The 21925-nt window shown below is 69.5% G+C and carries 24 protein-coding genes; 9 read left to right on the forward strand and 15 right to left on the reverse strand.

What is annotated here, in order from left to right; translation table 11 throughout:
• Positions 1-356 precede the first annotated feature (356 nt).
• The 3 genes from modC to modA are packed head-to-tail and all read right to left on the reverse strand — an operon-like array spanning position 357 to position 2856.
• Positions 357-1427 (reverse strand): molybdenum ABC transporter ATP-binding protein, encoded by a 1071-nt coding sequence (modC, locus tag F8M74_RS05025; RefSeq protein ID WP_141253367.1) that lies wholly within the window; start codon positions 1425-1427, stop codon positions 357-359.
• Complete coding sequence (gene modB, locus F8M74_RS05030) at positions 1424-2077, reverse strand: molybdate ABC transporter permease subunit (protein WP_225888234.1); 654 nt, start codon at positions 2075-2077, stop codon at positions 1424-1426. The genes modC and modB overlap by 4 nt, the downstream gene beginning before the upstream one ends.
• Positions 2078-2097: 20 nt before the next feature.
• A complete protein-coding gene (modA, locus tag F8M74_RS05035; RefSeq protein ID WP_141253369.1) occupies positions 2098-2856 on the reverse strand; it encodes a molybdate ABC transporter substrate-binding protein in 759 nt (252 codons plus the stop codon).
• Positions 2857-2952: 96 nt separating this feature from the next.
• Between modA and F8M74_RS05040 the strand changes: the two genes are divergently transcribed.
• Positions 2953-3462 carry a MarR family winged helix-turn-helix transcriptional regulator gene (locus tag F8M74_RS05040; protein WP_141253370.1) on the forward strand — a complete coding sequence of 170 codons (510 nt, stop codon included), beginning with the start codon at positions 2953-2955 and terminating at the stop codon, positions 3460-3462.
• A gap of 116 nt (positions 3463-3578) precedes the next feature.
• Entirely contained in the window at positions 3579-5117 is a 1539-nt protein-coding gene (locus tag F8M74_RS05045; RefSeq protein WP_216619860.1) for a trypsin-like peptidase domain-containing protein, read from the forward strand.
• Here F8M74_RS05045 and F8M74_RS05050 read toward each other — a convergent pair.
• Positions 5098-5739 carry a YdcF family protein gene (locus F8M74_RS05050; protein ID WP_171410198.1) on the reverse strand — a complete coding sequence of 214 codons (642 nt, stop codon included), beginning with the start codon at positions 5737-5739 and terminating at the stop codon, positions 5098-5100. The two genes, F8M74_RS05045 and F8M74_RS05050, sit on opposite strands and share 20 nt — an antisense overlap.
• A 279-nt stretch (positions 5740-6018) precedes the next feature.
• Here F8M74_RS05050 and F8M74_RS05055 point away from each other — a divergent pair, with 279 nt between their 5' ends.
• Positions 6019-6405: a hypothetical protein gene (locus tag F8M74_RS05055; RefSeq protein WP_163884335.1), complete on the forward strand. Its 387-nt coding sequence runs from the start codon at positions 6019-6021 to the stop codon at positions 6403-6405.
• 66 nt (positions 6406-6471) lie between these two features.
• Positions 6472-6606 (forward strand): hypothetical protein, encoded by a 135-nt coding sequence (locus F8M74_RS38415; RefSeq protein ID WP_255470707.1) that lies wholly within the window; start codon positions 6472-6474, stop codon positions 6604-6606.
• A gap of 24 nt (positions 6607-6630) precedes the next feature.
• On the opposite strand, the gene F8M74_RS05060 is transcribed toward F8M74_RS38415, so the two are convergent.
• Positions 6631-7494 carry an endonuclease/exonuclease/phosphatase family protein gene (locus F8M74_RS05060; RefSeq protein WP_141253372.1) on the reverse strand — a complete coding sequence of 288 codons (864 nt, stop codon included), beginning with the start codon at positions 7492-7494 and terminating at the stop codon, positions 6631-6633.
• 273 nt (positions 7495-7767) lie between these two features.
• Here F8M74_RS05060 and F8M74_RS05065 point away from each other — a divergent pair, with 273 nt between their 5' ends.
• Complete coding sequence (locus F8M74_RS05065) at positions 7768-7989, forward strand: hypothetical protein (RefSeq protein ID WP_141253409.1); 222 nt, start codon at positions 7768-7770, stop codon at positions 7987-7989.
• Positions 7990-8027: 38 nt separating this feature from the next.
• Here F8M74_RS05065 and F8M74_RS05070 read toward each other — a convergent pair whose 3' ends face one another.
• The 3 genes from F8M74_RS05070 to F8M74_RS05080 form a co-directional block, all read right to left on the reverse strand.
• Positions 8028-8648, reverse strand: coding sequence for an MXAN_6652 family MXYO-CTERM-anchored protein (locus F8M74_RS05070; RefSeq protein WP_141253374.1), 621 nt, complete (start codon positions 8646-8648; stop codon positions 8028-8030).
• A gap of 72 nt (positions 8649-8720) precedes the next feature.
• Positions 8721-9446 (reverse strand): TetR/AcrR family transcriptional regulator, encoded by a 726-nt coding sequence (locus tag F8M74_RS38525; protein ID WP_141253375.1) that lies wholly within the window; start codon positions 9444-9446, stop codon positions 8721-8723.
• A complete protein-coding gene (locus F8M74_RS05080) occupies positions 9427-10101 on the reverse strand; it encodes a DUF4336 domain-containing protein (RefSeq protein ID WP_141253376.1) in 675 nt (224 codons plus the stop codon). Before F8M74_RS05080 ends, F8M74_RS38525 begins: the two co-directional genes overlap by 20 nt.
• A 159-nt stretch (positions 10102-10260) precedes the next feature.
• Here F8M74_RS05080 and proS point away from each other — a divergent pair, with 159 nt between their 5' ends.
• The 4 genes from proS (at position 10261) to F8M74_RS05100 (ending at position 15263) form a co-directional block, all read left to right on the forward strand.
• Positions 10261-11712: a proline--tRNA ligase gene (gene proS, locus F8M74_RS05085; protein ID WP_203330814.1), complete on the forward strand. Its 1452-nt coding sequence runs from the start codon at positions 10261-10263 to the stop codon at positions 11710-11712.
• 182 nt (positions 11713-11894) lie between these two features.
• Entirely contained in the window at positions 11895-12452 is a 558-nt protein-coding gene (thpR, locus tag F8M74_RS05090; RefSeq protein WP_141253378.1) for an RNA 2',3'-cyclic phosphodiesterase, read from the forward strand.
• A gap of 79 nt (positions 12453-12531) precedes the next feature.
• Complete coding sequence (locus F8M74_RS05095; RefSeq protein ID WP_141253379.1) at positions 12532-13149, forward strand: YiiX family permuted papain-like enzyme; 618 nt, start codon at positions 12532-12534, stop codon at positions 13147-13149.
• Positions 13150-13202: 53 nt separating this feature from the next.
• The gene (locus F8M74_RS05100) at positions 13203-15263 is read left to right on the forward strand and encodes a putative metal-binding motif-containing protein (RefSeq protein ID WP_141253380.1); all 2061 of its coding nucleotides are present in this window, start codon (positions 13203-13205) and stop codon (positions 15261-15263) included.
• Positions 15264-15269: 6 nt separating this feature from the next.
• Here F8M74_RS05100 and F8M74_RS05105 read toward each other — a convergent pair whose 3' ends face one another.
• From F8M74_RS05105 to F8M74_RS05135, 7 genes are all read right to left on the reverse strand, one after another.
• Positions 15270-16037, reverse strand: a complete 768-nt coding sequence (locus tag F8M74_RS05105) for a methyltransferase domain-containing protein (protein WP_141253381.1) — start codon at positions 16035-16037, stop codon at positions 15270-15272.
• A gap of 100 nt (positions 16038-16137) precedes the next feature.
• Positions 16138-16884, reverse strand: coding sequence for a hypothetical protein (locus F8M74_RS05110; RefSeq protein ID WP_216619861.1), 747 nt, complete (start codon positions 16882-16884; stop codon positions 16138-16140).
• 151 nt (positions 16885-17035) lie between these two features.
• Entirely contained in the window at positions 17036-17791 is a 756-nt protein-coding gene (locus tag F8M74_RS05115) for an ABC transporter ATP-binding protein (protein ID WP_140795570.1), read from the reverse strand.
• Positions 17788-18672: an ABC transporter ATP-binding protein gene (locus F8M74_RS05120; protein ID WP_141253382.1), complete on the reverse strand. Its 885-nt coding sequence runs from the start codon at positions 18670-18672 to the stop codon at positions 17788-17790. The genes F8M74_RS05115 and F8M74_RS05120 overlap by 4 nt, the downstream gene beginning before the upstream one ends.
• Positions 18669-19733 carry a branched-chain amino acid ABC transporter permease gene (locus F8M74_RS05125; protein ID WP_141253383.1) on the reverse strand — a complete coding sequence of 355 codons (1065 nt, stop codon included), beginning with the start codon at positions 19731-19733 and terminating at the stop codon, positions 18669-18671. Before F8M74_RS05125 ends, F8M74_RS05120 begins: the two co-directional genes overlap by 4 nt.
• On the reverse strand, positions 19733-20653 hold the full coding sequence (locus tag F8M74_RS05130; RefSeq protein ID WP_141253384.1) for a branched-chain amino acid ABC transporter permease: 921 nt from the start codon (positions 20651-20653) through the stop codon (positions 19733-19735). The genes F8M74_RS05125 and F8M74_RS05130 overlap by 1 nt, the downstream gene beginning before the upstream one ends.
• Positions 20653-21858 (reverse strand): ABC transporter substrate-binding protein, encoded by a 1206-nt coding sequence (locus F8M74_RS05135; RefSeq protein WP_141253385.1) that lies wholly within the window; start codon positions 21856-21858, stop codon positions 20653-20655. The genes F8M74_RS05130 and F8M74_RS05135 overlap by 1 nt, the downstream gene beginning before the upstream one ends.
• Positions 21859-21925 lie beyond the last annotated feature (67 nt).

The following is a 21925-nucleotide window of genomic DNA, read 5'->3' on the forward strand; positions in this document are numbered from 1 at the left end:
AGGCGCCCCGAGGGCCGGGGCGCACCTCGGCAGCTCGCTGTTCGGAAATGTCGGGAGATTTCGTGGCGCAAAACCCCCGACATTTCCGAACAGCGAGCGACGGGAGTGACTCCGGCTCCCCCCGGCGCGAGGGGCCTCCGGGGGGGGCGCGCGGTCCGTTCAGCATGAAATCCACCTCGAAGGTGATGGCATCCGCGCGCGCCGTGCGCTCACGAGGTGCCCCCGCACGCATGCACTCCTTACGCGAACCGCTCCGTCCTGCTGTCGCTCGTCCTGCCCTACCTGGCGCTCGCGCGGCCCACGGACGACACGTCGCAGCGGCTCCGTCTCTCAGCGCATCTGCGCTGCGCGCTGAGTCAGCGCAGCCGCCGGCACGCGGACGTCTTCACCGCCAGGAACACCCGCGCGCCGGGCACCACGCTCAACTCACGCACCGACGCGGACGTGAGCCACACCACCCAGCGCACGCCCGCCACCTCCACGGTGGCCGCGTCCTCGCCCGTCGCCACGGGCTCCACGTTCACCACCGTGCCCGTCATGACGTTGCGCGCGGAGACGCCCGTCAGCGGTTGGATGGACAGCAGGATGTCCGCGGCCGGCACGGCATAGGCCGCGCGCGTGCCCGGCGCCAACGCGGGCGAGTCCGGCACCCACAACGACAACCCGCCCTGCATCCGAAGCCGCAGCCCGCCGTCGTCCGGGCGCTCCAGGACTCCTTCGAGGATGTTCTCCTCCCCTTCCCCTTCACCGGTGAGCAGGCCTCGCGCCGCCGCGCCCAGCACCTCGGCCGCGGGCCCGGCAGCGCGGACCTGCCCCTGGTCCAGCAGCAACGCCTCCCGCGCCAGCACGCGCGCCTCGCCCAGCTGATGCGTCACGTACAGCATCGGCACCCGGGCCTCGTCGCGCACGCGCAACAGGTACGGCAGCACGCGTTCCTTCAGTGCCACGTCCAGCGCGGCGAGCGGCTCATCGAGCAACAACAACGCCGGGTCCGTGGCCAGCGCGCGCGCCAACGCCACGCGCTGCTTCTCGCCCCCGGAAAGCGTGGCCGGGTAGCGGCGCAGCAGCGGCGCCAGCTCCAGAATCTCCACGGCCTCGTCCACGCGAGAGGCCCGCCCCGGCCGCACGCCGAAGCGCACGTTCTGCTCCGCCGTGAGATGCGGGAAGAGCAGCGCATCCTGGGGCACGTAGCCCATGCGGCGCTGTTCGGGCGGCACGTCGCTTCGGGCAACGCTGTCCAACAACACGCGGCCATCCAGCACCACCCGGCCCCGGGCGCCGCGCCGCAGTCCCGCGAGCACCTCCAGCAGCGACGTCTTCCCGGAGCCCGAGCGCCCCATCACCGCCACCGACGCGCCATCCAGCCGCGTGCCCACCTCCAGCGTGAAGCGCGCCAGTGGCAACCGGATGTCCAATTCCAGGCTCACGCGCGCACCCTCCGCCCACGCCGCCGCGTCACCGCCTCGGTCGCGAACACCGCCACGAAGGCGAGCAGCGCCGCCACGCCCGCCAGCCGCAGCGCCTCCGCGTCCCGCCCCAACTGCGTGCGCTGGAAGATGGCCAGGGAGAGCGTCTGCGTACGGCCTGGAATGTTGCCCGCCACCAGCACCGTGGCTCCGAACTCACCCAGCGCGCGGGAGAACGCCAGCAGCGCGCCCACCAGCACACCGCGCCAGGCCAGCGGCAACGTCACCCGGAAGAAGGCGCGCGTGCGCGAATCGCCCAGCGTGCGCGCCACCGCCACCAGCCGCGGGTCCACCTCCTCGAAGCCCGAGCGCGCCGAGCGCACCAGCAACGGGAACGCCATCACCGCGCTCGCCAGCACCACGGCCTTGGGCGTGAAGACGACCTCCATGCCCCACGCGTCCAGCACGCGCCCCAACGGACCGTTGCGCCCGAGCAACTCCAGCAGCACCAGCCCCACCGCCGTGGGCGGCAGCACCAGCGGCAGCGTCAACACCGTCTCCACCACGCCCTTGCCTGGGCCCTCCCACCGCGCCAGTGCGTACGCCACCGCGAGCCCTGGCGGCAGGATGAGCAGCGTGGCCAGCGTCGCCACCCAGATTGTGAAGGACACCAACGCCGCGACGCCCTCCATCAGGGAGCCCGCGCGCTGGGAACGCCGAAACCGTGGCGTGTGAAGACCTTCCGAGCCGCGTCCGACTGAAGGAAGCGCACGAATGCCCGCCCGGCCTCCGGCGCGGCGCCCTTCGTCAGCGCCGCCGCCGGATACACGATGCGCGGCACGTCCTGCGCGGGCACATGGAAGGCGACGCGCACGCGCTTCGAATGTGCCGCATCCGTGGAATACACGACGCCTGCGTCCACGCGCCCCGTCTCCACCGCCGCCAGCGCGGCGCGCACATTGAGCGCCGGAACGATATTCGGCGCCAGCGCCTTCCAGAGCCCCGCCTTCACCAGCCACGCCTTCGCATACACGCCCGCGGGCACCGCCTCCGGGTCCGCCAGCGACAGCCGCTTCAACCCACGCAACCCAGCGGGTGAGGACGGCGCCGACTTCGCGTCCACCGGCACCACCACCACCAGCCGGTTGGACAGCAGGTCCACGCGCGTCGATTGCGCGACCAGGCCCGCCTTCTCCACCGCGTCCATCTGCGCCGTGTCGGCGGAGAGGAAGACGTCCGCGGGCGCTCCGGCCACGGCCTGACGTGCGAGGTCGCTCGAGGCCCCCAGGGAGAACTCCACCGAGTGGCCCGTGGTCTGGGTGAAGGCCGGCGCCAGCTCCTGGAGCGCGTCCGAGGTGCTCACGGCCGCGAACACCAGCACCGTGTCGGCCTGAGCAGACACCCCCGACAACAGCGTGGAGACGGCACAAAGCAGGAACAGATGACGCATGGCGTAGCACCTCGCATATCCGGACAACCCGCGTTGCATTGTCGTCAGGTCCGCGTCCAACAGGACAACAGATTGACCCGCCCATGCGGGGCCGCTATGGGATACTCCGTGCCTCGGAAATTCCACAAAGAGGATGAAGACGTTTCCGAGGACCTGGAGAAGCTCCAGAACCTGCTCCTCGCGCTGGGCCGGCGCAGTTCGCTCCGTGACCCCATCGCCAGCATGTGCGAGCAGCTCCAGTTCACGCCACCCCAGGTTCACGCCATCCTCTGGCTGGGTCAGGACGGCCCGCTCACCATGGGCGAGCTGGCGCGCCGGCTGGGTGTCACGGAGAAGACCGTCACGGGTGTGGTGGACCGGCTGGAGCGCCAGGGGCACCTGCTGCGCGAGCGCAGCGCCACCGACCGCCGCGTCGTGCACTGCCGCCTGACGGAGGACGGCCAGTCGACCTGGGAGCGGCTCAACCGCGTGGTCGTCCATGGCATGCACCAGTTCCTGGGCATCCTCGACGTGGGAGACCGCAAGGCCCTCTTCCGCATCCTGGAGAAGCTGGTGAAGCGCATGAGCGCCCCGGCCACGCCCACGCCGCGTGAGCGCGCGGGCTGACAGCCGGGCCCTCGGCGGGGCCCCAGTCCTCCAGGCGGCCTGACAGGCTTCATGCCCGGGTGGTCAGCCCCCCTGCGTCGCGCGGCGGTCGCAGCTTGCGACAGGGGAGGAAGGCGATGAGGGTACACGCGCGCGGGGTGGCGGTAGGGGTGCTGCTGAGCCTGGTGGCCTGCCGGAAGGACGCGGAGGAGCCGCCTCCTTCCACGGCGACCTCCGCACCGAAGCCGACCGAGCCTCCCCCGCTGCCCGCCGGGCGCGCCGTGGCGCTCGCCTCCGTCGCGCCCCTGGTGGCGTCCGTGAGTCCGGCCGTCGTCAACGTGGAGGTGCGGCTGGGCGCGCCCACACCCGGCGAGACGAAGGACACGCCCTGGGGAGGTGACGGTCCCTCGCCTTTCGGAGGCTTGCCGTTCGACGGCACCCCTTTCGGCGACGCCCCCGAGGACCCGCTGTCTCCCTTCGAGGCTCCCTCGCCCTTCGCGCCGCCGGTGCGCGAGGGCATCGGCTCCGGCTTCATCATCGACGCCAGGGGACTGGTGCTCACCAACCACCACCTCGTGGAAGACGCGGAGGCGATTCAGGTACAGCTCGCCGACGGGCGCGACCTGGAGGCGCGCGTGCTGGGCTCGGACCCGCTCACCGACGTGGCGGTGCTCCAGCTCGAACGCCTGGACGGCGGCAAGCCCTTGCCGGTGGTGCGGCTGGGAAACTCGGATGCGCTGCGTGTGGGGGACTGGGTGCTGGCCATTGGCAATCCCTTCGGCCTGACGTCCAGCACCAGCCTGGGCATCCTCGCCGCGAAGGAGCGCGACATCGCGGCGGGCCCCTTCGACGACTTCCTCCAGACGGACGCCGCCATCAACCCGGGCAACTCCGGCGGTCCGCTGTTCAACCTGAATGGCGAGGTGGTGGGCATCAACACCGCCATCGCTGGCGAGGGCTCGGGCATTGGCTTCGCGGTGCCCAGCAACCTCGTCAAATCGCTGCTGCCCCAGTTGGAGAAGAAGGGCAGCGTCACCCGGGGCTGGCTGGGGCTGATGGTGCAGGACATGACGCCCGATTTGGGCGAGGCGCTGGGCGCGCCGGTGCAGGAGGGCGCGGTCGTCACCGACGTCACGGCGGAGACAGCGGCGGCCCGAGCCGGGCTGCGGCCGGACGACATCATCGTCGCCGCGGATGGGCAGCCCATCGACTCGGCGGGCGCGCTCACGCGGCTGGTGGCGCTGAAACCACCGGGCGCGGAGCTCACGCTCGCCTTCTACCGGGACGCGAAGAAGCGCGACGTGAAGGCGACGCTGGGCACGCGGCCCGACCTGGAAGGCGTCGCCGTGAAGGAGCCGGCCGTCGGGGGCTCGCAGCGCCCCGCCGAGCATCGCGTGGGGCTGAGCCTGATGGACATGGACCCAGCGCTGGCGGAGTCCCAGGAGCTGCCGCCCTCCGGCGCATTGGTGACGGAGGTGGCCCCCGCCTCCATGGCCGAACACGCCGGCCTGCTGCCGGGCATGGTGGTGGTGGAAGCCGCGAACAAGCCCGTGCGCGGCGCGAAGGACGTGGTGACGGCGCTGCGGAAGACGAAGCCCGGCGAGTCCGTGCTGCTCCGCGTGGCCCTGCCGGGTGGCGCGCTGGAGCTGCGCGCGCTCACGGTGCCGAAGGAGTAGGCGCGCGCGCCAGCAGCACGCGGGGATGCAGCAACAGCGCGACGGCCTCGCGCACCGTCCAATAGATGCGGTCGAACGTGTCCAGGTTGCGCTCGGTCTCCAGCGCAGGACTGGTGGCCACCTCCCAGCCATACAGCCGGAAGTAGTTGCGCGCGCGCAACAGGTGATACGGGTCCGACACCACCACCACGCGCCGAGCCCCCAGCCCGCGCAGCACCTCGGCCGTGAGCCGGGCGTTGTCGTCGGTGGAGTGACTGCCCTCCTCCAGGACACACGCCTCCGCCGGGACGCCCATCCGCGTCGCCAGCGCCAGCATGACGCGCGCCTCGGAGGGTGGATTCACGCCCACGCCGCCGGAGAAGACGAGCCGGGGGGCCACGCCGCGGTGGTACAGCGCCACCGCGTGCTCGGTGCGCGCGCGCAGCGCCCCGGAAGGCACGCCCCCGGGCAACACGCGCGCGCCCAGCACCACCAGCACGTCGGCGGGCGCGGCCTGTTCGCGCTGACCGAAGCGGTCCACCACCCAAGCGAGGCCGAAGACACCACACGTCAGCACGCCCGCGCCCACCATCAGGAGCCGGAAGAGGCGCGCGGTGCGCGGCGTGAGTGACGTGGGCGGCACCCTCCGCACGCTAGCCTGAAGTCATCCCTCCGCCACCGCGCAATCCACGCCGATGCCTGGAGGCCGCACACCGGCGCGCTTTGCTGCGATGGCTGGCAAGAAGTGCCGGGGTGGCAAGGCTTGCCCGCCTGAGCGCATGTCCCGACGGGCCATGGGAAGGCCCGGGGAATGAACGGCATCTCGGCCGCGGCGCGTCGTGACCTGGCGCGTGCGCGGCATGGCACGCGGGCCCGGGCGGACTGGACGTAGCCCCATGGGTGCGCTCCAATCCCCCGGGTGATGACTCCTGAAGACGCAACGAAGGCCCTGTCGGAAGTGGAGCTGGTCCCCTGCGCGGAGATGGCGCTGATGGACGCGCGGCGGCTGGTGGACGCCTGCCTGGGCGCGGACGTGCCGGCGCTCGTGCATCGCGAGGCCTGCAGCAAGCCGGGCTGCAGCCCGAAGTTCCAGGTGCTGGTGCGCCCCGAGGACGGCCCTCGCGTGGCCGCCCTGCTCCAGCAGCGGTGGATGGACAGCATCGAGCGCGAAGGCCTGGTGCCCATGGGACGCACCGCCGCTCCGGCGGCCCCCATCCCCGAGGACGGCGAGCCGCCCTGCCCGGCCTGTGGCACCGCCGCGCCGCTGCTGGAAGGCGCCTGTAGCGACTGCGGACTCCAGCTCGATTGAGGGACGGGCGGACGCGAGCGGTTGTCACATCACCGCTTCGTCTCATGAAACAATTGGCAGTTCGGCGTGAAGTCCGCCGAGTACGCCCTGGGTCAGGGCCAGCTCAAGGCGTACCTGGGCGCGCAGAACCTCGAGCACCAGGTGCTCAAGGGCTTTACGCGCAACGACAACGAAGTGCTGTACCGCTTCAACGTCGGCTGATGCCCGCGCTGGCCCGCGCCTCGTTCAAGGCGCGGTACCGGTGGCCGGGCGCTCGGCGACCACGGCCACGGCTTCCGGCTTCAGCCGCAGGTCCGCCACCACGGGGTAGTGGTCGGACACGTCCACGCGCAGCACCCGGCTGGCCACGGACGTGAAGGCATCACACGCCAGCACATAGTCGATGCGCAGCGTGGGCAGGAAGAGCGGCAGCGGATACGTGCCCCCCGTGCCCCCAGTCGCCGCGGCGACGTCATACAGGGCCCGCCGCAGCAGCCGCGTGGAGCGTGAATCCGGTCCGTCGTTGAGGTCCCCCATCAACACCTTGGGCCGCGAATCCTGCGCCATCAGCCGCGCCACGTACGCGCTCTGCCGCACGCGGATGTCGCTGTTGAAGGGCCGGCGGATGAGGTGCGTGAGGTAGACGCTCACCTCGCGCCCATCCACCTCCACCACCGCATGCGCCACGGTGCGAGGCTCCGCGCCGCGCGGCCCCGGCAACGGATACTGCGCCAGTGCCTCCAGCGGGAAGCGCGACAGCACGGCGATGCCGTAGGCCCCGCCGAACAAGTCCGTGGTGCGGAAGTGGGCGCGGTACTTCAGGCCGGTGAGGCGCGACAGCTCCTCCGTCTGGTCCAGGCCACGCGCGCGGGTGGACCCCACGTCCACCTCCTGTAAGGCGACGACGTCCGGCACCGCGGCGCGAATCACGTGCGCCACGCGCTCCAAGCCGCGGGTGCCGGATTGGATGTTGAAGGTCATCACCCGCAGCTCTCCCGGGGCGCGCCGTACGGCGGCGACGGACTCGGTGGAGGCGAGGTAGCCAGGGCCGGTCGCACACGCGAGCGGCCCCATCAGGAACAGGATGGGGAGGAGGCGGCGAAGGCGCATGGGCGGAAGGGGCGCGATGTTAAGCCCCCTCCGCGGACCTGTCGCCCTGCCCCCCAGGCTCGTCCGGCAGGCAGCCGGCCTGGCAGGCCATCAGTAAGCAGGGGGGCGAGGCCGTGCCCGCCCTCCACGGGAGGGGCCCGACCCGGGAGCCGGCCTGCGTCCGGTCCGGGCCACCCTTCCCCCTGCTCCATCCCACGCCCAACCTGTTTCTTCATGAAACCGACACTGGCATCCGATTCGTCTGGCCGGTCCCGCTGGCGCTCGTGGGCGCTGATGGCCATTCCCGCCGCCCTGCTGCCCGTGGGACTCCTGCGCTACCGCGCCCGGCGCCGGTCACGCCGTCCGGCGCCCCTGCGCAGCGCCGTGGGCCTGGGGCTGGTGTCCCTGGCCATCCTGCGGCTGGCGGGCAACTCCCGGCGGAAGATTCGACGGGTGCCGGCCTTCGACGCATTCCTGCCCGACGAGTTCACTGCCTCGGTGGCCTCCGGTCACTGACGGCGCTGTCGCGCACGGAGGCCTCCTTTCAACGAAGCCTAGCGGCGGCGGCGCAGGCGGGTGCCGAGCAGCACCAGGGCCGCGCCCAGCAACGGGATACCGCCCGCGGCGGCGCAGCCACCGCCGTCATCATCACCACCGCCGTTGCCGCCGCCAGTCGCCACGGTGACGTTGAGCGTGGTGGCCGCAGAGGCGTCTCCCTGGTCGGTGCCGTTCTCGTTCACCGAGTTGCCCGCGCCGTACAGGGTGACGGTACCGGGGGTGGACGGGGCCACCAGGGTGAAGTCGAAACGGGCCGCGCCGCCGGAGAACGCCTGGATGTTTTTGTGGGTGACTTCCCCGCTCAGCTTGTACGAACCCGTGCCCGGGTTGAGCGTGCCGCCGTTGTCGCTCACCGCCACGTTGTAGCCCGCACCTGCGGCCGGCCCGCCCCGGATGACGAGCGTGTAGTTGCCGGTGGCGCCCGGCGCCAGCGTGGTGGGCCCTTCGATGGTCACCGTGGGCGCGCTGCCGCCGGAGTGGCACTCTGCACAAGTGAAGCCCGAGCCCTGCTTGCCGCTTCGGCCACTGATGCCCATGGAATTGGCGAACGCGGAACCGGAGACAAGGCACGCCGACACAACGCCGGCAACTCCGAGAGATGCAAGGTACGACCGCATGAAGCCTCCAAAAAGGAACGACGGGAAGGAGGCTCTCTACATAGCGCGCCCCTCCCACCCTTCACAGCCACCCTAACGGCCGCTACTGCGCAGCAATACCGCACAGGCCTCGTCACGAAGTTGAGACAAGGTGAAGCGCGTTCCCACACCGGAGTGCTCCAGTCCAGCCCCCAGGGAAAGCACCCCGTGCGCCACGGTCCAGGCCAGGTTGGCCAGCCGACGCGGCTGGAGCCCTGGGGCCAGCCGGCCCGCGCGCGCATCCGCCTGGAGCCGCGCCTCCAGCACGTCATTCAGATGTCCACTCAGCGCCAGCACCCGCGATTGGTGCGCCTCGGATTGCCGCCCCGTCAACTGCGGCCACAGATAGACGACGCGAAAGCCGTCCAGGTCCTCCGCGTACAAATCCACCCGGGCACGAACCAGCGCGGCCAGGGCCTCCACGCCGCTGGCCGCGGCCGTCACCGCCGCCTCCAGCACCTTCACCTCGCGCTCCAGTCCCTCCACTGCCAACGCCCCCACGAGGTCCTCCTTGGAGCGAAAGTAGTAGAAAAGTGAAGGCTTGCTCAGGTCCGCCTCCGCCGCCACGGCCTCCAGGGTCAGTCCCAACACCCCGCCCCGAACCAACACCGCCCGTGCGGCGACGAGGATGGCCTGACGGCGGCCCTCCTGACGCCGCGCCTTGCGCGCCTCGCGCTCGGAGGGCTCTGCGGTGGGAGCCGATGCCGGGGTGGGCGCGGCCGCGCGACGGCGGCCCGGCGCGGGCTTGCGGCCACCGCCGCTAGAACCGGGCGAAGGCATTCCGCACCGCCTCCCGGCCGCCCTGCTCCACCACGTCACCGTGGCACACCACCACGCGCTCCACATCCCAGGCCTGGGCCCGCGCCAGCGACGCGCGCACGGCCTCCCGGTCCTTGATGACGGAGCGGACCAGCATGGTCGGCGCCAGCCGCTGCCACGCGCCGCTCAGCTTCAGGTACATGCGGGTGAACCACGAACCCGTCCGGTGCACGTTGAACGCCAGGTCGGTGACGAACAGCGTCTGGCTGGGGCGGTGGAAGAAGAGCAGCTCGTCCACCTTGGGCATCCCCTGGACGAGCACCTGGTCCAGGACGCCGGCCCAGCTGGCCTCGGCCGTGTCACCCAGCTCCAGGTCGATGCGCAGGTCCGGCCGCTTGCGCCGCAGCGCCGCGGGCGCGGCCACCTTCGCGTCTGGATAGGCCGCCGCCCAGTCCTGCACGTACAGGTGGTGCATCAGGTTGGGCGCCACCAGGAAGCGCACCGGCCCGAGCGCATCCACCGCCGCCCGCGCCTCCGGACTGAAGCGGACGGGCGAGTGGAGCCACAGCCCCCCATCCGGCAGGCGGACGGCCGTCATCCGGCCCCCCAAATCCAGTCCCCCGATGCGGAACTCCACCGCGAGCACGTGCACGTCGTCGGCCACCTGGTGAAACATGACTGCCTCCTGGATGCGCACTCAACCGGTGCTCATTATTCTGACCATTGGTCGAAAAACTCAATCCCGTCCAGGAAGGGACCCAGCGCCCGTCCGAGCGACGGGGCCGTTGATTTCCGGGTGGGCCCGGCGTAGGCAACCGTCCTCTTTCCACGACTTTTGAAGGGTGCTCCGCACATGGCCGAGAAGCTCACGCCCCGCGAGAAGGGCTTTTCCGAGTGGTACGTCGACCTGGTCCAGAAGGCGAAGCTCGCCGACTACTCGGACGTGAAGGGCTGCATGGTCATCCGGCCCAATGGCTATGCGCTGTGGGAGAACATGCAGCGCGTCCTGGACAAGATGTTCAAGGACCTGGGCCACAAGAACGCCTACTTCCCGCTGCTCATCCCCGAGAGCTACCTGAAGAAGGAAGCCGAGCACGTCGAGGGCTTCAACCCGCAGCTGGCCGTCGTCACCCACGCGGGTGGGTCCAAGCTGGAGGAGCCCTACGTCATCCGGCCCACCAGTGAGACCATCATCAACCGCAGCTTCGCCAAGTGGATCCAGAGCTACCGGGACCTCCCGATGCTGCTGAACCAGTGGGCGAACGTGATGCGCTGGGAGATGCGCACGCGCCTGTTCCTGCGCACCACCGAGTTCCTCTGGCAGGAAGGCCACACCTGTCACGAGACGGAGGAGGACGCGGAGAAGGAGACCCGGCAGATGCTGGAGGTCTACCGGACCTTCGCCGAGGACTACATGGCGATGCCGGTGCTGACCGGCCAGAAGTCGGAGTCCGAGCGCTTCGCCGGCGCGCTGCGCACCTACAGCATCGAAGCGATGATGCAGGACAAGAAGGCGCTCCAGGCCGGCACCAGCCACAACCTGGGACAGAACTTCGCCAAGGCCTTCGACACCCAGTTCCAGGGCCGCGACGGCAAGATGCACCACGTGTGGCAGACGTCCTGGGGCGTGTCCACGCGCCTCATCGGCGGCCTCATCATGACCCACTCGGATGACGCCGGCCTCATCGTCCCGCCGAAGCTGGCGGCCACGCACGTGGTCATCATCCCCATCTTCGGCAAGGCCTCCGACGCGGAGAAGGCGCAGGTGCTGGAGAAGACGAACGCGCTGGCCGCGGACCTGCGCAAGGCGGGCCTGGGCGTGGTGCTGGACGACGACGACACCAAGAGCCCGGGCTTCAAGTACAACGAGCACGAGCTCATCGGCACGTGTCTGCGCATCGAGCTGGGGCCCAAGGACCTGGCGAAGAACTCCTGCGTCATGGTCCGCCGTGACGTGCGCCAGAAGGAGTTCGTGTCGCTGGACGAGGCCGTGTCCAAGGCGCAGGCCATGCTGGACGCGATGCAGAAGGACCTGTTCACCAAGGCGAAGTCCTTCCGCGACTCGCACACCTTCGAGGTCAACTCCTACGAGGAGCTGAAGGAGAAGGCGGACCAGGGCTTCCTGCTGGCGCACTGGAACCTGGACCCCAAGGTGGAGGCGCGCATCAAGGAGGAGACGGGCCTGACGACGCGCTGCCGTCCCTTCGACCTCAAGCAGGAGCCGGGCAAGTGCGTCGTCACCGGCGAGCCTTCGCCGGGCCGCATCGTGTTCTCCAAGGCGTACTGAGTCCCTGTCGCATCAGGGGCCGGCGGTGGGGCACGACAACAGCCCGCCGCCGGCTCGAACTGGCAGGCGCCCCCGCAGCGCTCCTGGTGGCTCCGGACACGAGAAGGGCGAGCCCCACCGGCTCCTATGCTGAAGGGAATCGAAGGACTGTGTCTCGCTCATGATGTCAGGAGCCGTGAGCCATGCGCCTGTTCACCGCCGTCACCCTGGGGCCCGCCATCGAAGCGCGCACCACCGAGGAGTTGCACCGGCTGCGCCCCCTGGCCCCCCAGGCCCGCTGGGTGAAGTTGGAAGGCCTCCACCTCACGCTCGTGTTCCTGGGGGATGTGGATGACGCACGCCTGCCCACCCTTCGCGAAGCGCTGGCTCCAATCGGAGCTCGGCATTCCCCCTTCGTGCTGTCCGTCGTCGGTGGCGGCGCTTTTGGCGCGCCGGCCCACCCGCGCGTGCTCTGGGCGGATGTGTGCGGCGCCACGGACGCGCTGAAGGCCTTGCAGGCGGATACCGCCCAGGTGCTCCGGCCGCTCGGCTTCGAGCCCGAGCATCGCGAGTACACCGCGCACCTCACGCTGGCCCGCGCGAAACACCCGCGCGGAGACGCCGCCCTCCTCGCATGCGTCCAGGCGCTGAAGGACACGTCACTGGGCGAGGGGCGTGTGGACCAACTGGTGCTTTTCGAGAGCAAGGGCGGCCATTACCTGCCCCGAGTGGAGGTGCCCCTCACCCGCACGCTGGGGTAGCGGCGCCCTCGTGACGGCTGGCATCCCGCCTGCACCCTCCGCACTCCGGAAGCAGCCAAGCACCTGAAAGGACTCGTCAATGCGGTGGATGGTCATGCTGATGGTGTGGTTCGGGGCCCACAACGCGGGCGCGGCGCCACATGAGGGACTGGAGGCCAGGTTGCAGACGGGAGACATCGTCTTGCACACCTCGCGCTCCTCTCAGTCACAGGCCATCCAGAAGGCTACGCAGAGCCCCCTGTCCCATGTGGGCATGGTGGAGGTGACCGAACAGGGCGCGTGGGTCGTGGAGGCCGTGCAGCCGGTGCAGCGAATCCGGTTCTCGAAGTGGAAGGCCCGGGGCGTGAAGGGCGGCATCCTGGTCCTGCGTCCTCGGGAACTGAGCGATGCGCAGCGCCAGCAGGCGGTGACGGCGGCCAAGGCGCACCTGGGCAAGCCTTATGACTGGCACTTCGGCTGGGGGGACGACGCGATGTACTGCTCGGAGCTGGTGCGCAAGGCCTACGCCCAGGGTGCGGGCGTGGAGTATGGGAAAATGGAACGGCTGGACTCGCTCCGTGTGAAAGGCCTGGAGCAGCAGCTCCGCGAACGTTACGGGAAGCGGGTTCCCCTGGATTTGGAGCTGGTGACGCCCGCCAGTATCGCCGCGGATGTACGCATGGAAGTGGTCCACTCCGACTTCCCGTCCAAGAGATAGGTGCAGGCTCGCGAGGATGCAGCGGCGGGGCACGGACGCGATAGAGTGCCCGCATGCGACGCGTTCTGGTGCTCCTCCCTCTCCTCGCGCTGGCCAGCTGTAAGAAGGACGAAAGCCCTGGCGCTGCCAAAGTCACGGTGGACTACTCGGGCTTTCTGCCCGGCTGCGTGCAGGTGAACGCACGCGACGAGGGCAGCGGCAAGGAGCTATCCACCACCGTTGCCGGCAAGGGCGAGCGCACCGGAGGCTCGCTGACGGTCGCGGTGATTGCGCCCAGCGGCTGGGGCTCGACCATCCAGGTGGAGGCGCGCGCCTTCGAGCAGACCTGTGAGGCCGCGAGCCCCGTGGTGACGCGGTCCACGTCCGTGACGCTGACGCCAGGAACCCCCGTCCCGGTGGCCCTGTCCCTCCAGGCGACGGATGGGGACGGCGACGGGTACGTCTCCGTGCTCACGGGCGGCACGGACTGCAACGACACCAACCCGAACATCCGCCCGGGCGCGACGGAGCTCTGCAACGACGTCGACGACAACTGCAACGGGCAGTCGGACACGGTGGAGTTGCGCCTGGGCCAGAGCTGCACGGAGGGCCAAGGCTGTGAGGGCGTCCGTGCCTGCGGTGGGAACGGCGAGGTCCTCTGCAACATGCCTCTGGCCGCGTATGCCTACCCTGACGTGGACCAGGACGGACACGGCGACCGGAACGCCGCTCCCGTCGCCTTCTGCGCCGGTATCCCGCAGGGCTATGTCACGGGTCCCGCGGACGACTGCAACGACAACAACGCCAGCATCCGGCCAGGAGCGACGGAGCTCTGCAACGGCGTCGACGACAACTGCAACGACCAGATTGACGAGACGTTCACCGACCTCAACACGGCGTGCACCGCGACCGCCCAGTGCCCCGGTGTCTACGTCTGTGACGCCTCCGGCATCGCCACCACCTGCCAGGCCACGATGACGCCCAACGACTGGTTCCTGGACGGCGACGGAGACACCTTTGGTGATGGCACGGCCGTGTCGTCCTGCGTCTCGCCTGGCGCGGGCTACGTCGAGGCTGGTGGCGACTGCAACGACGGCAACCCGTTCACCTACCCTGGCGCGCCGGAGCTGTGCGACGGCCTGGACAACAACTGCGACGGGAATGTCGAAGGCCCCGAGGTCTGCCCGAGCGGTGGTGCCAACTGGGTGTCACGCGACGTGGGCGCGACCGACCAACAGTGGCGCTCCATCTTCACAGAGGTCCCAGGTGATGTGACTGTCGTGGGCAATCAGGGCGGCGTCGCGATACTCACGCCGGGCTCGACCACATTCCAGACCAACGCGACCAACTGCGGCGACAACAACAGGGGCTGGAACGCCGTCTGGGTGGACATGGCCAACCAGGGCCGCGGCTATCTCGGCTCCTCGGGAGGACACCTCTCGTTCGTGGACAGGAGTCAGAATGCCTGCACCCAGACGCATGACATGACCCGATGGATCCGAGGGCTCGTCGGCTTCCGCCGCGAAGGGACCCTTGAGATTCATGGGGTCACTGAGAACTCCGGCTCAGCGAACCAAGGCCTGACTTTCACGTGGACTGGAGAGACCGGGGCGAATGAGCTGAAATTCGGAACGACCACTGTCGGGCCGCTGCACGACGTCCACGGACGTTCCCGGTCATTGCTGTTCGCGGTGGGCGGCTTCGATGGAGGGTCCAACAAACCTCGAATCTACCGGTTCAACACCAACACCAGTCAGTGGCAGACGGAGAACGTGGAGACCGCAATCTCAGGCCTGGGCCGACTTCGCGGCGTCTGGGTGGTGAACGACAAGGTCGCCTTCGCCGTCGGTGACCATACGGGCGGGAAGAACACGGTCCTCCAGTGGGACGGCAGCAACTGGAGCAAGCTGTCCTTCCCCGACACTCACAAGGAAGAACTGACTTCCGTCGTCGCCTTCGGTTCGAAGTCCGTCTACGTCACCGCGTTCAGCGGCCGCATCTACCGGTACGACGGCACGGGGTGGCAGATTGTCTTCGAGAACACGAACCTGCGCTTCAACGACATCGCCGGCACCAGTCCCGCGGACCTCTGGGTCGCGGGCAACGCGGGCAAGATTCTCCACTGGCCCCAGTAACCCAACTCACGTCACCCGCCGCGCCACCACGAAGCGGCGGGTGAACGGGAACGGCGTCCCATACGGCTGCGCGGGATAGGACTCGCGCAGCAACGGGCGCAGCGTCTCCACGAAGGCGCGCGCCTCCTCCTCCCCGAGCGCCGCGAGCACGGGCCGCAGCGTCGTCCCCAGCAGCCACTCCAGCACCGCGTCCTCGCCCGGGAGCACGTGCAGGTACGTTGTCTCCCAAGCCTCCACCGTCAGCCCCAGGCCGAACAGCCAGGACGCATACACAGGCAGGGACTCCACCGGCCTGCGCCGCACCGGCTTCAGGGCGGAGGCGAAGCGAGGCAGGGCCCGGACATCGTCGACACGCCGGTGCGAAGGCGCATCGAAATTGGCCGGCACCTGGAAGGCCAGCACCCCGCCGGGCGCCAGCTTCGCCACCAACCGCCCGAGCAACACCTCATGGTCCGGCAGCCAGTGCAGCGCCGCATTGGACACGAGCACGTCCAGCGGCGCGGGAGGCTCCCAGTCCGCGAGGTCCGCCACCTCGAAACGCACCGAGCCCACGGACGCACCGCGACGGGCCGCCTCAATCATCTCCGAAGACGCATCCACACCGGACACCTGGGCGGACGGCCAGCGCTCGGCCAACACGCGCGTGAGGTCCCCGGTGCCACACCCCAGGTCCGCGACCTGCGAGGGCGACGCCGCGTCCACCCGCGACAGCAAATCGAAGAAGGGGCGCTTTCGCTCATCGCGAAAGCGTGAGTACTGCGCCGGGTCCCACATGGCGGCCTCCTGTCACGGGAGAGCCTAACGCCCAGGGTCCTTCAGCGCGGTATCGCGGGACACGCTCCCCAAAATGGAAGCGTGTCCCAGGGACAACGGTCTACTTGGCGCGGCGGCGACGGGCGCCCGCGTCCGGCGCGCTCCCGGCGTCCTCGCCACCCTCCACGGCGGCCCCGGTGCCATCGGCCGCACCGGCCGTCCCGGCGTCCGTGCCCGCGTCGGCCTCCGGGATCTCAATCTTCGGCGGCGGGTTCACCAGCGTGAGCGAGGTGAGGAACTCGTCCGCGCCCGGCGCGCCGATGCCCGCGTTGTAGACGGTGATGAGGTTGTAGACGCGCGGCCCCACCAGGAAGCTGCGGCCCTTCACCTCGCCGCTGGGCGACGCCAGCATGTACGCCTTGCCCGGGTAGCCATCCAGGGTGATGTCCTCGGAGCTCTTCAGCTCGCCACCCACCTGCCCGGCGATGCCCTGGATGCCGCCGTTGATGAGCGCCTCGGCGGGCACCGTGGCGACGAACGCCTCCGGGTAGTCCACCGCGTTGACGATGTAGCTGACACCGCCCTCATTGGCCGCGTACGTGACGAGCGTGGCCTTGTCCGTCCGCTTCGGCAGGGCGGCCTCGCTGCGCTGCGCCTGCGGCGGGGGCCCCGGCAGCTTCACGGTGAAGCCCTCGGGAGCATCCAGGACGTTGAACGCGACGGCGGGGGTCTCCTCTCCACCCTCGTTGGCGACCTCCTCGATGGTCGAGGTGGCTTCCCGGTTATCGGGCTTCTGCTGACCGGCGCACGCGGCGGCAATCAGCGACAAGGTGGCGAGGCTGGCGACAAGGCGGGACAACGGGGACATGGGCACACTTCCTGAGTGTGGTTGAACGCAGTGCGTCGACGGACGCTAGACGAACTTCCTGGTTGCTGACTACCCGACTTTGGGAGGGGAGCCAGTTTCATTGCGCGCCGGACTCTACCGGAGCGTCGGCGAGAGGACGTAGAACCCTCCACTACTCGCCGAGATACGCACGCCGGACCTCCGCGCTCTCCAGGAGCGCCTTGCCCGGCCCCGCCATCACGACCTCGCCCGTCTCCAACACATAGCCGTAGTGCGCGGCGTTGAGCGCCAGATGGGCGTTCTGCTCCACCAACAGCACGCTCACGCCCGTGGCATTCACCTCGCGCAGGGTGCGGAAGATGGCCTCTGTCACCTGCGGCGCCAGCCCCAGCGAAGGCTCATCCAACAGCAGCAGCTGCGGCTTGCTCAACAGCGCGCGAGCAATGGCCAGCATCTGCTGCTCGCCGCCCGACAGCGTCCCGGCCATCTGCTTGCGGCGCTCCTTGAGCACCGGGAAGAGCGTGAAGCTCTTCTCCAGGTCCTGCTGGATGCCGGAGGTGTCCGTGCGCAGGTACGCGCCCAGCTCCAGGTTCTCCTGGACGGACATGTTGGGGAACACGCCCCGGCCTTCCGGCGCGTGCGCCATGCCGCGCGGCACCAGCTGGTGCGCCTTCATGTTCGTGGTGTCGTGCCCGTTGAACTGGATGCGTCCGGCGCTGGGCTTGAGCATGCCGCTCACCGCGCGCAGGGTGCTCGTCTTGCCCGCACCGTTGGCGCCGATGAGGGCCACCACCTCGCCCTTGCCCACCGTCAGCGACACACCCTTGAGCGCCTGGATGGCGCCGTAGTGCACCTTGATGCCGTCCACTGACAGCAGCGGCGGGAAGGCCTGGCGCTCCCCCAGCGTCTTCACCTGCGCGTCGCTCACGCCGCCCCTCCGTGGCTCTCCAGATAGCTGTCACCCAGGTACGCCTCGATGACCTTCCTATCGTTGCGCACCTGCGCCGGCGCGCCCCGGGCAATCGTCTCGCCGTGGTCCAGCACGGTGATGCATTCACAGATGCCCATGACCAGCTTCATGTCGTGCTCGATGACGAGCACCCCCAGCTTGAAGTCGTCCCGGAGCTTGCGGATGAGCACCATCAGGTCCGCCTTCTCACGGGTGTTCATGCCCGCCGCGGGCTCGTCCAGCAGCAGCACCTTGGGCTGCGTGCCCAGCGCGCGCGCGATTTCCAGCCGGCGCTGCTCACCGTAAGGCAGGTTGCGAGCCTCCTCGTCGCGGCGGTGCGACAGGCCCATGACCTCCAGCAGGTGCTCCGCCTGCTGCGTCAACTCCCGCTCCTCCTGCTGGAAGCGCGGCGTCAGCAGCAGCGCGCGCCACCAGTCGCGGTAGTTGATGAAGGCGCCCTTCATCTTCGCGCCCAGCCCCACGCCTTCGGGGTGCAGCGCGCCCTGCGCCCGGCACGCCACCTTCACGTTGTCCAACGCGGTGAGCGCGCGGAACAGGCGGATGTTCTGGAAGGTGCGCGCCAGCCCCAGGTGGTTGATTTGATGCGGCAACCACCCGTTCACCCGCTGCCCGCCCACGCGGACCTCGCCCTGGGTGGGCTGGTACACGCCGGTCAGCACGTTGAACGCCGTGGACTTACCGGCGCCGTTGGGGCCGATGAGCCCCTGCAGGTCGCCCTGCCGCACGGAGAGGTTGAAGTCCGTCAGCGCCTTGAGGCCGCCGAACTGGATGCTCACCCCGTCCGCCTGGAGCAATGGCGCTCCGGCCTCCGCCTTCGTCTCCTGCACGGCCGCGCTCACGCCAGCCCCCTGCGCTTGCGCGGAATCCACCGCGGCAGCACGTCCCAGATCTCCTTCGTCCCGAACAGGCCCTGGGGCCGCGCCAGCATCAGCGCCACCAGCAGCAGGCCGTACACGGGCATGCGAATCTGGTCCACCTTCTGCGCAAGGCTGCCTTCGGCCCCCAGCAGGGTGAACAGCGAGCGCATGCCTTCGGGCAGCAGCGTGAGGAACGTGGCCGCGACGATGGCGCCCGTCGTGGAGCCCAGGCCGCCCAGCACCACCATGACGACGATTTCCATCGACTTCACGAAGGTGAAGGAGCCGGGGTTGATGATGGGCACGAAGTGCGCGAACAGCGCGCCGGCGATGCCGGCGAAGAACGACGAGATGACGAAGGCGCGGACCTTGTAGCCCGTGGTGTCCACGCCCATGGCCTCGGCGGCGACCTCGTCCTCGCGGATGGCCCACAGGCTGCGTCCGTGGCTGGACCCGGTGATGCGCCGGGCCACCAGCACCGTGAGGAACACCCAGAAGTACACCATGGCCGGCGACGACGTCTGGGGGATGCCGGACAAGCCCAGCGCCCGGCCGAACGCGTCCGTGTTCTGCACCACCACGCGGATGATTTCACCGAAGCCCAGCGTGACGATGGCCAGGTAGTCCCCACGCAGCCGCAGCGAGGGCAGGCCCACCAGGAAGCCGCACAGCGCCGCCGCCAGGCCGCCCACCAGCAGCGACACGACGAAGAACACCTGGTCGCTGACCGCCACCGGCAGAAAGGACAGCGCGACGTCCTTGAGGTTCAGCGACAGGACGCCGGAGATGTAGGCCCCCACCGCCATGAAGCCCGCATGGCCGATGGAGAACTGCCCCGTCATCCCGTTCACGATGTTGAGGCTGACCGCGAGGATGATGTTCACCCCCACCACCGACAGCAGGTAGGAGGCGAAGGGCGCATCACTCATCAGCCACTGGAACAGCGCCAGCACCGGCAGCGCCAGCAGCACGGGCAGCAGGCCGCGCAGCGACGCGGGGACAGCGGAGCGGGCCTCGGGGACGGGAATCGCCGGCGTCTCCATCAGACCTTCTCCGCGGCGACGCGGCCGAAGAGGCCGCCCGGCTTCACCAGCAGCACCAGGATGAGGAAGCCGAAGGCCACCGCGTCACGCCAGGTGCTGGCCGCGTAGCCCACCACGAACTCCTCCACCAGGCCCAGCACCAGGCCGCCCACCACGGCGCCCGGCACGTGGCCGATGCCACCAATCACCGCCGCCACGAAGGCCTTGAGGCCCACGTACAGGCCCATCAGCGGGCTCACCGACGTGTCCTTGATGGCGTAGAGCAGGCCGGCGCCCGCCGCCAGCGCGCTGCTCAGCATGAACGTCAGCGCGATGACGCGGTCGGTGGGGATGCCCATCAGCGCCGCCACACGGTGGTCCCAGGACACCGCGCGCATGGCCCGGCCGAAGCGCGTGCGGAACACCAGATACTGCAGGCCCACCATCAGCGCCACGGCGATGCCGAAGCTGATGACCTGCCAGTTCCACACCACCACGTCCCGGTCACCGATGACGAGCCACTCCACCGGCTCGATGACCTCCGGGAAGGCCCGCGGCGCCGCGCCCGGCAGGAAGCCGAGGTCCAGTTGGAAGCCGTAGGACAGCGCGAAGGAGATGCCGATGGCGGTGATGAGCGCGGTGAGGCGCGGCTTCTCCCGCAGGGGGCGGTACGCGAAGCGCTCGATGAAGAACCCGAGCAGCGCGCAGCCCAGCATGGCCACCGCGAACACGACGGCCACGCCCAGCAGGGAGCTGCGCATGTCGCGCCCGAGCGCGAACGCGGTGGCGTAGCCCATGTAGACGCCGACCATCATGACGTCGCCGTGGGCGAAGTTGATGAGCTTCAGGACGCCGTACACCATCGTGTAGCCAAGCGCGACGAGCGCGTAGATGGTGCCGGCGGCCAGGCCGTTGATGAGGTGCTGGAGGAGCTGCGCCATTAGGGATTGATGGTCGTGACGTACTGCGTCTTGCCATCCTCGACCTTGAGGACGACGGCGGACTTCACGGCGTTGCGCTGAGCATCCAGTGTCACGGTGCCCGCCACGCCCGGGAAGTCCTTCGTCTGGGCAATGGCGTCACGCACGGACGGGCCGCTCAGGTCCTTGGCGCGCTCCAGGGCGTTCACCGCCACGCGGGCCGAATCGTAGCCCAGCGCGGCCAGGGCGTCCGGCACCGCGCCGTACGCGGCCTTGTAGTCCGCGATGAACTTCTGCACGCGCGGATCCGGGTTGTCCGGCGAGTAGTGGTTGGAGAAGTAGCTGCCCTCGATGGCGCTGCCGCCCAGCTCGAAGAGCTTCTCGGAGTCCCAGCCGTCGCCGCCCATCAGAGGAACCTTGAGGCCCACCTCGCGCGCCTGGCGGGCGATGATGCCCACCTCGCTGTAGTAGCCCGGCACGTAGATGCCTTCCGGCTGCGACTTGCGGATGGCGGTGAGCTGGGCGCGGTAATCCGTGTCGCCCTGGCTGTAGCTCTCCACGGCCGTCACCTTGCCGCCCATCTCCGTGAACTTGCGCGTGAAGACCTCCGCCAGGCCAATGGAGTACGCGCTCTTGTTGTCCTGGAGCACCGCCACCGTGTTCAGCTTCAGGTTCTCCCGCGCGAACTTCGCCATCACGAAGCCCTGGAACGGGTCGATGAAGCAGACGCGGAAGATGTAGTCCCCCTTGTCGGTGACGGTGGGGTTGGTGGAGGACGGCGTAATCATCGGCACGCCCGCCGCCTGCGCCTTCTCCGCCATGGCCAGCGAGTTGGACGACGCCACGTCACCGAGGATGAGCGCGACCTTGTCCTGCGTAATCAGGCGCGTGGCGGCCTGGGCGGCCTCCTCGGGCTTGCTCTGGTTGTCGTAGACGCGGATGGACAGCTTCTTGCCCTTCACCCCGCCCGCGGCGTTGGCCTCCTTGAGGGCCAGCTCGATGCCGTTGCGCGTGGAGATGCCGAAGGTGGCCTGGCCACCGGTGAGCGAGCCCACCTGGCCCAGCAGGATGGTGTTCGCGTCCGCCGGAGCGCCCCCGGGTGCCGCCCCCTGCCCCTGCGCGGCCTGAGTACCTCCTTCACCCGAAGGAGCAGGCTGCGTCTTCTTCTCGCAAGCGGCCACCATGACGGCGAGCGCGGCGAGGAGCATCGGGGCAAGTCGTCGCATGCAGGGCTTCCCTTCTCGGAAACTGACACGGCAAAGCCCTGGTTTTCTAGGGGACACCTCTCCATGG

The sequence above is a fragment of the Myxococcus sp. CA023 genome (genome assembly GCF_010998615.1).
GTDB lineage: Bacteria > Myxococcota > Myxococcia > Myxococcales > Myxococcaceae > Myxococcus.

Coding starts and splice junctions, on each gene's coding strand:
- F8M74_RS05105 (WP_141253381.1), bottom strand. CDS start 16,037: ATGTGGGACCCGGCGCAGTACTCACGCTTTCGCGATGAGCGAAAGCGC.
- F8M74_RS05110 (WP_216619861.1), bottom strand. CDS start 16,884: ATGTCCCCGTTGTCCCGCCTTGTCGCCAGCCTCGCCACCTTGTCGCTG.
- F8M74_RS38525 (WP_141253375.1), bottom strand. CDS start 9,446: ATGCCTTCGCCCGGTTCTAGCGGCGGTGGCCGCAAGCCCGCGCCGGGC.
- F8M74_RS05135 (WP_141253385.1), bottom strand. CDS start 21,858: ATGCGACGACTTGCCCCGATGCTCCTCGCCGCGCTCGCCGTCATGGTG.
- F8M74_RS05045 (WP_216619860.1), top strand. CDS start 3,579: ATGAGGGTACACGCGCGCGGGGTGGCGGTAGGGGTGCTGCTGAGCCTG.
- F8M74_RS05055 (WP_163884335.1), top strand. CDS start 6,019: ATGACTCCTGAAGACGCAACGAAGGCCCTGTCGGAAGTGGAGCTGGTC.
- thpR (WP_141253378.1), top strand. CDS start 11,895: ATGCGCCTGTTCACCGCCGTCACCCTGGGGCCCGCCATCGAAGCGCGC.
- F8M74_RS05070 (WP_141253374.1), bottom strand. CDS start 8,648: ATGCGGTCGTACCTTGCATCTCTCGGAGTTGCCGGCGTTGTGTCGGCG.
- F8M74_RS05040 (WP_141253370.1), top strand. CDS start 2,953: ATGGGATACTCCGTGCCTCGGAAATTCCACAAAGAGGATGAAGACGTT.
- F8M74_RS05080 (WP_141253376.1), bottom strand. CDS start 10,101: ATGTTTCACCAGGTGGCCGACGACGTGCACGTGCTCGCGGTGGAGTTC.
- F8M74_RS05065 (WP_141253409.1), top strand. CDS start 7,768: ATGGCCATTCCCGCCGCCCTGCTGCCCGTGGGACTCCTGCGCTACCGC.
- F8M74_RS05060 (WP_141253372.1), bottom strand. CDS start 7,494: ATGCGCCTTCGCCGCCTCCTCCCCATCCTGTTCCTGATGGGGCCGCTC.
- modA (WP_141253369.1), bottom strand. CDS start 2,856: ATGCGTCATCTGTTCCTGCTTTGTGCCGTCTCCACGCTGTTGTCGGGG.
- F8M74_RS05100 (WP_141253380.1), top strand. CDS start 13,203: ATGCGACGCGTTCTGGTGCTCCTCCCTCTCCTCGCGCTGGCCAGCTGT.
- F8M74_RS05125 (WP_141253383.1), bottom strand. CDS start 19,733: ATGGAGACGCCGGCGATTCCCGTCCCCGAGGCCCGCTCCGCTGTCCCC.
- F8M74_RS05130 (WP_141253384.1), bottom strand. CDS start 20,653: ATGGCGCAGCTCCTCCAGCACCTCATCAACGGCCTGGCCGCCGGCACC.
- F8M74_RS05095 (WP_141253379.1), top strand. CDS start 12,532: ATGCGGTGGATGGTCATGCTGATGGTGTGGTTCGGGGCCCACAACGCG.